This is a genomic window from Verrucomicrobiota bacterium, from assembly GCA_019247695.1.
GTDB lineage: Bacteria > Verrucomicrobiota > Verrucomicrobiia > Chthoniobacterales > JAFAMB01 > JAFBAP01.
Map to the genome: position 1 here is coordinate 21,298 of JAFBAP010000119.1, position 6,346 is coordinate 27,643.

Sequence of the window (6,346 nt, forward strand, 5' to 3'; positions counted from 1 at the left end):
TAAAAAAGCCCTTGTTCCTTTCTGTTTAGAGCTCCTATCCACCGGTCCTATGAAAATTATCGTTTTACTCTGCGTCGCTCTTTTCAGTGCGGCAGCCACCCGTTCGGCCGGCGCACATGACTTGGTTTTGCTCCCAAGCGGCAAAGACGAACTTCTGATTCGATTCGGACACCCTGGGGAGTATGAACCCGCAGACCTGCCGCGCCTTTTCACGCTGGACGCCTACGCCGGAGGTGAGGACAAAGCGATTTCGCTGCTCGAGGTTAAACCTGTCCAAATGGGGGCGGACTGGTTGATCGAGCGCCTTGGCCAGCTCACCGGGGGCAAACCTGTGATGATGGTCACGGGTCAATACGACAACGGTTACTGGACCTCGATAACATCGGAGAAATATTTCAACACGAGCCGGGCGATTTTGCCGGCCGGCAAAGATGCCGGCCACTATTTGAAGTTCGGCAAAGGGCTCTTTCCCGCTGTGGGAGAGGCCTTCAACCGCGTGGTGGGCCAGCAACTGGAAATCATCCCGCAAAGCGATCCGTTCAAGGTTAAGCCCGGCGAAAAGCTGCCGGTGAAGGTCGTCTTCGAAGGCAAGCCGCTCGCCGGCGTGGGCGTGGAGATCGGCGATGGCAAGACCAAGATGAAAGAAGAGGACATCCCGCGCTACCCGACGAATCGCGACGGCATCGCAGAACTTCCCATCAGCCGCGGGGGTTTGCAATTAATCGCGATTGACCATCAGACCGCGCCGCTCCATCCGGATCTTTGTAACCACGATGACTACAGCGCTTCGCTCGCCTTTCTGATCTCGGAATGAGGGATTGTAACTTTGGTGCGCTCGGCCTTCCGGCTGCACGACCGCCTCCTTCGCTTGCCCAACTTTCTCAACCGGCAGGGTCAGTCGTCGTAAGTATCTCATGATCAGCCGGGCCGGGCAAACGGTCTCCCCTACAACCCAGAGCTCAGGGTAACAATTGGCCGGCCGCGCTGAGCCGCGGGGGCGGTTGCGGCGGCAGGCGCAGCTCGAGTTGCTCGAGCAACACCTGGTGGTCCGCTTCGGGTTGGTTCCTTCATCGGTTTCAGACCCGGGGCGCAACCCCGCGGGGTGCGGGAGAGCCCAACGATGAGGAGCACCTCACCCCTTTACTTCGTGCACGCCCACTGGAGTGTTTCCTTGTGCGGGAAGCAATGCTTCTTTGAATCATATGCCGGTTGTGCCGCTTAGACCGTTACCAGAAGAGTCTTCGCAGTTTCGCCACCTCACCACGCTGGCGTCGACGCCCTGCTTCCTTCCCCTGGTCAGCGCGATTTTGTTTGTTGGACTTGGGAACGGTGTGGGCGGCTCGTACCTGACGCTCTTCGTGATCGACAAGGCTCACCTGAGCCCGCTTGCACTCGGCATTTTTCTCACCGTTTACTCGTTGAGCGGCATGATCATTGGCGCTTCTTTCGGGTGCTGGTTTGATCGCACACCAAGCCCGATTCCACTGCTCCTCGCACTTGTCATGACGGTAAGCGGATACCTGCTGCTAAGCGTTACCACTGATTTTTACCTACTCCTTCTGATCGCTGGTTTGCCCCTCGGCACCAGCCTCGCCGTGTTTCCGCAGCTCTTTGCTTTGGCGAAAGGGCACCTTGATCAGGTTGGCGCCGAGACGGCCGAGAGGGGCACCGCGATGATGCGCGCGACTTGGTCGATTGCGTGGGCGGTTGGACCCGCATTGGGCGCGCTCATGATCAGCAGGTTTGATTTCCTAGGGGTGTTCCTGACGGCTGCCATGTGCGCAGTAACGGCGACGGTTATTGTTGCTTTGGCACGAGTCAATGCGCTCCGGCCCACCCGGGAGACCGGCTTGGGGCTGAAACCAGGAAGCGGAACACTCCGTCAAGCCGGGTTTGCCGCTTCGAGCCTCACCCTCTTTCACGCGGCGATGTTTATGGGGTCCATTGCGCTCCCGATCGTTGCGACCCATGAACTCGGAGGAACCAAGGCCGATGTCGGGCTGATCTTTAGCCTTTGCGCTTTGCTGGAGGTGCCGGTGATGTTTGCGTTTGTACTTCGCCCAGCCGTCGCGGGCAATCGTCATTGGATCTCGGCCGGCTTCCTCGCGTTCATCCTCTATTTCCTAACCATAACCTGGGGCCCCTCGGTGGCGATCTTGTTGGCCGCCCAAGTGCTGCGCGCCGTCGGTATCGGGTTGATCGGGTATCAGGGCATCAGCTACATGCAAGCGCTCCTGCCCCATCAAGCGGGTTCAGCGGCCACCTTGTTCGCCAACACGGCCAACGCAGGTTTCCTGTTTGCTAGTCTTACCGCTGGAGGATGGGCACAAGCGTTCGGTTATCGATCGATGTTTCTAGCTTGTGCAGTCCTGAGCGCCTTGGGGCTGGTGATGATCCAGTTCCAACCAAGGGCACTCCGCTGCGGTAAGTGAGTGCACGGCGCATCACTAAGGACGAGCGGGCTTGGCGAGCCGACCCGTAGAGGCGAGGTAAAGCCCGATCACGACGAGAACACCGAAGGTGAACCGCACAAGGGGTACCGCGTCCATCGACCGAGCGGCGCGTTCGTACCGTTCGGGAGTTGCCATGAACACCAAGGCAGCCGATCCTCCAGGATGAAACGTGAGGCCAAAAGCCGGGCGCAGGTTTTGGCGCTGGCCTCCGCGACCGCAGGCCGTTAAAGGGGAGCATGCCTACTCGGAAGACCCATACCGCCAAAGGAAGGGCGGCCGGCACCCTGGCCAAACCCGTGCAACCCGACCAGGCGCTGGCCGCCGCGGTCGGATCGGACCCACTGCCCCGGACCGAACTGACCAAAAAGCTTTGGGAGTACATCCGGGAGCATAAGCTGCAGGACGCCCAGGACCGGCGCCGCATCCGGGCCGACGATAAGCTCCGGCCGGTTTTGGATGGGCAGGATTCGGTGACGATGTTCGAGCGGACCAAGTTCGTGAACCGACACCTTACCTAAGCCGTGCACGGCTACGTGGTGCTTTTACCTGCAGCTTTACGGGAGGGGCCGGCTTTGCCGCCCGCGCGGGCGGCCGGCGGTGGGGCTTGCTTACCGGCCTGCCCTGCAGGCGATGGCGCCTTGGCCCCGAGGATCGCGTCCTTGGCCCCTTTGGCGACCCGGAACTTCACCACCGTCTTGGCCGCCACCTTCATCTTCTGGCGCGTCTGCACGTTGAACCCCGTGCGGGCGGCGCGCTTCCTTTTGGTCAGCTTGCCAAAACCGGGCAGCACGAATTCACTGTCCTTTTTAACCGCTTTGTAAGCGATGGCGGCCAGCGCGTTCAAAAACGCCCCGGCGGTCTTCTTGTCGGTTTGGGTGGCCTCGGCGAGGGCCACTTGCAATTCGGTTTTGGTCATGGCTGCCCGCGGTTATGCCAGCTTTCCCCAAGGGGTTGCAAGGCCGAGGGCGCTGGCCACCTTTCAGCACGCGATGATTCGATTCCCTGCCCTGCTGCTGGCCGGCCTTTTGGTTTTACTGGCCCTAATACCAGTCGATGCCGTCGATCTCTTTGTTTTTCACGAGGCTTCCGGACGCGTCCTCGCCTTCGCCGTACCCAATGCAGAGCCCATCCCGGCCACCGTCGGTCAAGCTGGAGCCACCCAAGCGGCGGTCAATTGGGCGCGGCGCTTCTACCGCCTGAACGACCTGGACATTTTGGCCGTGGAATTTCAGACCAGGCCGGTCCGTTACTGGCGGGTCACCTTTTTAGCCCGAGAACGCGGGCAAACGGCGCGTCTCTACGCGGCCGTGTTGCCGGACGGCCGCCCCGTTGAGCCGGTCGTGCGGGACGAGACGTAAAGCCGCGCCGGGGCGGTCTTCGATGCCCCGCGCGCTAACCCAGGTACTCGACGGCGCCGTTCTTATCGCGCAGGGCGACCGATGAGCCGGGGTCAGCTAGGCGAAGCTGGACGCTAGGGCCGCCTTCGACGTCTATTTGGAACTGGTCGCCCGATTCGTGCACGGCTTTGACCTTGGCGCCGGCGGTCACCGTCGCTTGGCCAGCGACTTTGAGCTTCAGCGTCGAACCGTCCTGGAAGGTGATCGTTACGTGCCCCTGGTCGCCGGCCTCAGCCTGGATCGTGCGCCCTTTAAGGACGTTGGTCAGCTTGCGGTTAGGTTGCATCGCTTATTCTCCTGTCCCATGCGCTGGTTGGAAACCTTGCTTTTGGGCTTCCCCCTCGCTCATGAATTTTCCCTGTTTGGTCTTGCCGTAATAACGCGAACCGGGCCGCCAATATTTACCGCTTCGCGTGTTCACCCAGACCTGGCCCGCCGCGGCGGGCGTGGACGCCGGCGCCGCCATTTCGGCCCGCTCGTCTTCGGACGGGCGGCCTAGCGCTTTAGGTTCGGGTCCGACGTATTTTTTGTACGCCTCGATCCAGTTGGAGGCGATGGCCTGCTGGGCGGTTTTCAAGTCCAGCTTCCCCGAGCAGACCAGCTCGTGCAGCCGGTTTTCTAACCGATCTTTGACTCTGGCGTTCCAAGGGCGCGTGCGGTAGGACTGCGGCCAGAGGTTCTTGATGGAATTCGACCCGCCGAGTTCGAGCGATATCAGGTGATCGCACTCGTACTCCCCCCGGTGGTGTTCGGTGATGCCGTATTCCCGGTAAACCTCCTCTTTTACGGACTGAGGCACATTCCGGACCTTGCGCGAGTAACCGGGCGTGCAGACATCACCGGCAGTCACGTCGAAAACGTCGCCCGGCGTCAGCCGCGGATCCGGGAGGATCGGCTGCGGCTGCTGCGCAAACAGGGGCAAGCCCAAGCTGAGGGAAATCAGAACGACCCAAATGAGGCGCATCCTCTTGATCCAACTCGAACTGACCTACAGGAGTCAATCGGCTATGACGTAACCGTTTGCCGCAGAAGCCGCCTCACGCCAGGCGCGGGCTTCGCCAAATCAACCAATGGCCGTCCTCGCTGTGGGCGAAACCCAAATCCACCAACCAATCGAACACCAGGCTGCGGCCCGGCTCCAGCGCGTGCAGCAGGCAGCATTCGACCTCATCGAGTTGGCCGCTTCGAAGGCAGCGGTCCAACGCCTGTAACAGCGTCGCAGTCTTTTCGCCGTAGAAGGCGAACGGCGTAACCCAAAGGCAAGGAAAACCGCTCACGTAATCCACGAGCGCGACGAGGGGGGCGTTGGGCGCTGGCGCGGCCCTTAGGCGCAAGGGGCGGGGCCGGCCCGCCATGGCTTGGTCCAAGCCCCACAGGATGAGCCTCGCCAGGGTTTCCGATGTTATCTCGCCGCGCATCGCGCCTCGGTTTAGCAATTCCTGAACGCCAGGAACAAGGAAACAGCCAAAGGAAAGTTGGGGGGGAACTTCAGCGCCGGCGAGAAGCCCCGGCGAAAGGTATGGCCTCCCTTTTACGGGTCTGCTATGCACGGGGCCGCCATGGACCTCACCCCCGAACAGCTCCGCATTGCTTCCCGGATCGACGCTCAGGCCCAAACCCTCATGTCGGCCGGTCACGATGACCTTGCCATCGTGGCGGCCATGCTTGAGCACCTGCCCGATTTTAAACGGCTGCTGGACGCCGGCCAAGGCGTCATGGATGAACTGTGCCGGCGGTTTTTCTGGTTCTTTCGCTACGCGAAAGCCTTGGAACGGGTGGCCGCCGGCCTTCAATCCGGGGCCATCACGTGCCCGCGCTAAACGGCCCACGGCCGCCGGCTTGGCGGATCTCGGGGGGAGATGCCGCTTACCGCTTCTCGAGCCTCACGGGTCGGCCTGGAGCCCACGGGCGCCTTCGCGTGCGTGCGCGCCTAAAGGCCGTCTTGGGCTTTTCTAATCCCGACGACCCGGAGGGCTCGGGCGTAGGGGCGTTGCGCTTTAGATTGCGGGGTTATTGACCCCACGGGCCCGCGCGACGGCGCGGGATCTAAAAACCTGGGGCTCTAGCGGACGCTCCCGCCAACCGCCGAGAATGGGCCAGCGGAGTGCTGCTCGTCGGAGGCGGTGGTCAATAACCCCCCTTGGGGTGCTCGACAAACCACCGGAGAACCCCTTTCGGCGCTGGTAGCCGGCTTTCCGCCCGGCAGGGCAGCCGGCCAAGGCAGCGGCCTGACCCCGCGTACCCTCCCGCTCTGCTTATTCGCCCCGACTGGTGCGAAAGTCCTTGCACTAATTATAAAAAATATCAATAAATACTGCAAACCCTCCCCTTTGTGCCCACTCCTGCGCCAAACGCCCTGCGTTCGAACGTAAAGGCATTCGCCCTCAGCGGTGCCGCCTACCTTGCCCTGGTTGCCGGGCTTACGGCCCTGAATTGGACAGACCCCGGCACTGATGATCCCGAACCCCGCCGGGACGGTCCTGAATGGAACCTCAT

At 61.6% G+C, this 6,346-nt stretch carries 9 protein-coding genes; 5 read left to right on the forward strand and 4 right to left on the reverse strand.

Translation table 11 applies throughout. The features are described from left to right. Nucleotides 1–49: 49 nt before the first annotated feature. The 3 genes from JO015_14590 to JO015_14600 all read left to right on the forward strand — a co-directional run bounded on the left by JO015_14590 (nt 50) and on the right by JO015_14600 (nt 2,971). On the forward strand, nt 50–814 hold the full coding sequence (locus JO015_14590; GenBank protein MBW0000325.1) for a DUF4198 domain-containing protein: 765 nt from the start codon (nt 50–52) through the stop codon (nt 812–814). 397 nt (nt 815–1,211) lie between these two features. Next, the gene (locus JO015_14595; protein ID MBW0000326.1) at nt 1,212–2,432 is read left to right on the forward strand and encodes an MFS transporter; all 1,221 of its coding nucleotides are present in this window, start codon (nt 1,212–1,214) and stop codon (nt 2,430–2,432) included. A 257-nt stretch (nt 2,433–2,689) separates the two neighbouring features. Beyond that, complete coding sequence (locus JO015_14600; protein MBW0000327.1) at nt 2,690–2,971, forward strand: SWIB/MDM2 domain-containing protein; 282 nt, start codon at nt 2,690–2,692, stop codon at nt 2,969–2,971. Nucleotides 2,972–2,982: 11 nt separating this feature from the next. On the opposite strand, the gene JO015_14605 is transcribed toward JO015_14600, so the two are convergent. Beyond that, the gene (locus tag JO015_14605; GenBank protein ID MBW0000328.1) at nt 2,983–3,369 is read right to left on the reverse strand and encodes an HU family DNA-binding protein; all 387 of its coding nucleotides are present in this window, start codon (nt 3,367–3,369) and stop codon (nt 2,983–2,985) included. Between JO015_14605 and JO015_14610 the strand changes: the two genes are divergently transcribed. After that, nucleotides 3,368–3,811, forward strand: a complete 444-nt coding sequence (locus JO015_14610) for a hypothetical protein (protein ID MBW0000329.1) — start codon at nt 3,368–3,370, stop codon at nt 3,809–3,811. The genes JO015_14605 and JO015_14610 overlap by 2 nt on opposite strands. 34 nt (nt 3,812–3,845) lie before the next feature. Here the strand turns inward: JO015_14610 and JO015_14615 are convergent, their stop codons facing one another. The 3 genes from JO015_14615 to JO015_14625 form a co-directional block, all read right to left on the reverse strand. Further along, nucleotides 3,846–4,136, reverse strand: a complete 291-nt coding sequence (locus JO015_14615; GenBank protein MBW0000330.1) for a hypothetical protein — start codon at nt 4,134–4,136, stop codon at nt 3,846–3,848. Nucleotides 4,137–4,139: 3 nt separating this feature from the next. Beyond that, entirely contained in the window at nt 4,140–4,814 is a 675-nt protein-coding gene (locus JO015_14620) for a hypothetical protein (protein MBW0000331.1), read from the reverse strand. 73 nt (nt 4,815–4,887) lie between these two features. Continuing rightward, a complete protein-coding gene (locus tag JO015_14625; GenBank protein ID MBW0000332.1) occupies nt 4,888–5,268 on the reverse strand; it encodes a hypothetical protein in 381 nt (126 codons plus the stop codon). Between the two features lie 141 nt (nt 5,269–5,409). On the opposite strand from JO015_14625, the gene JO015_14630 reads away from it, so the two are divergent. Beyond that, nucleotides 5,410–5,670, forward strand: a complete 261-nt coding sequence (locus tag JO015_14630) for an arylsulfatase regulator (GenBank protein MBW0000333.1) — start codon at nt 5,410–5,412, stop codon at nt 5,668–5,670. Nucleotides 5,671–6,346: the final 676 nt, after the last annotated feature.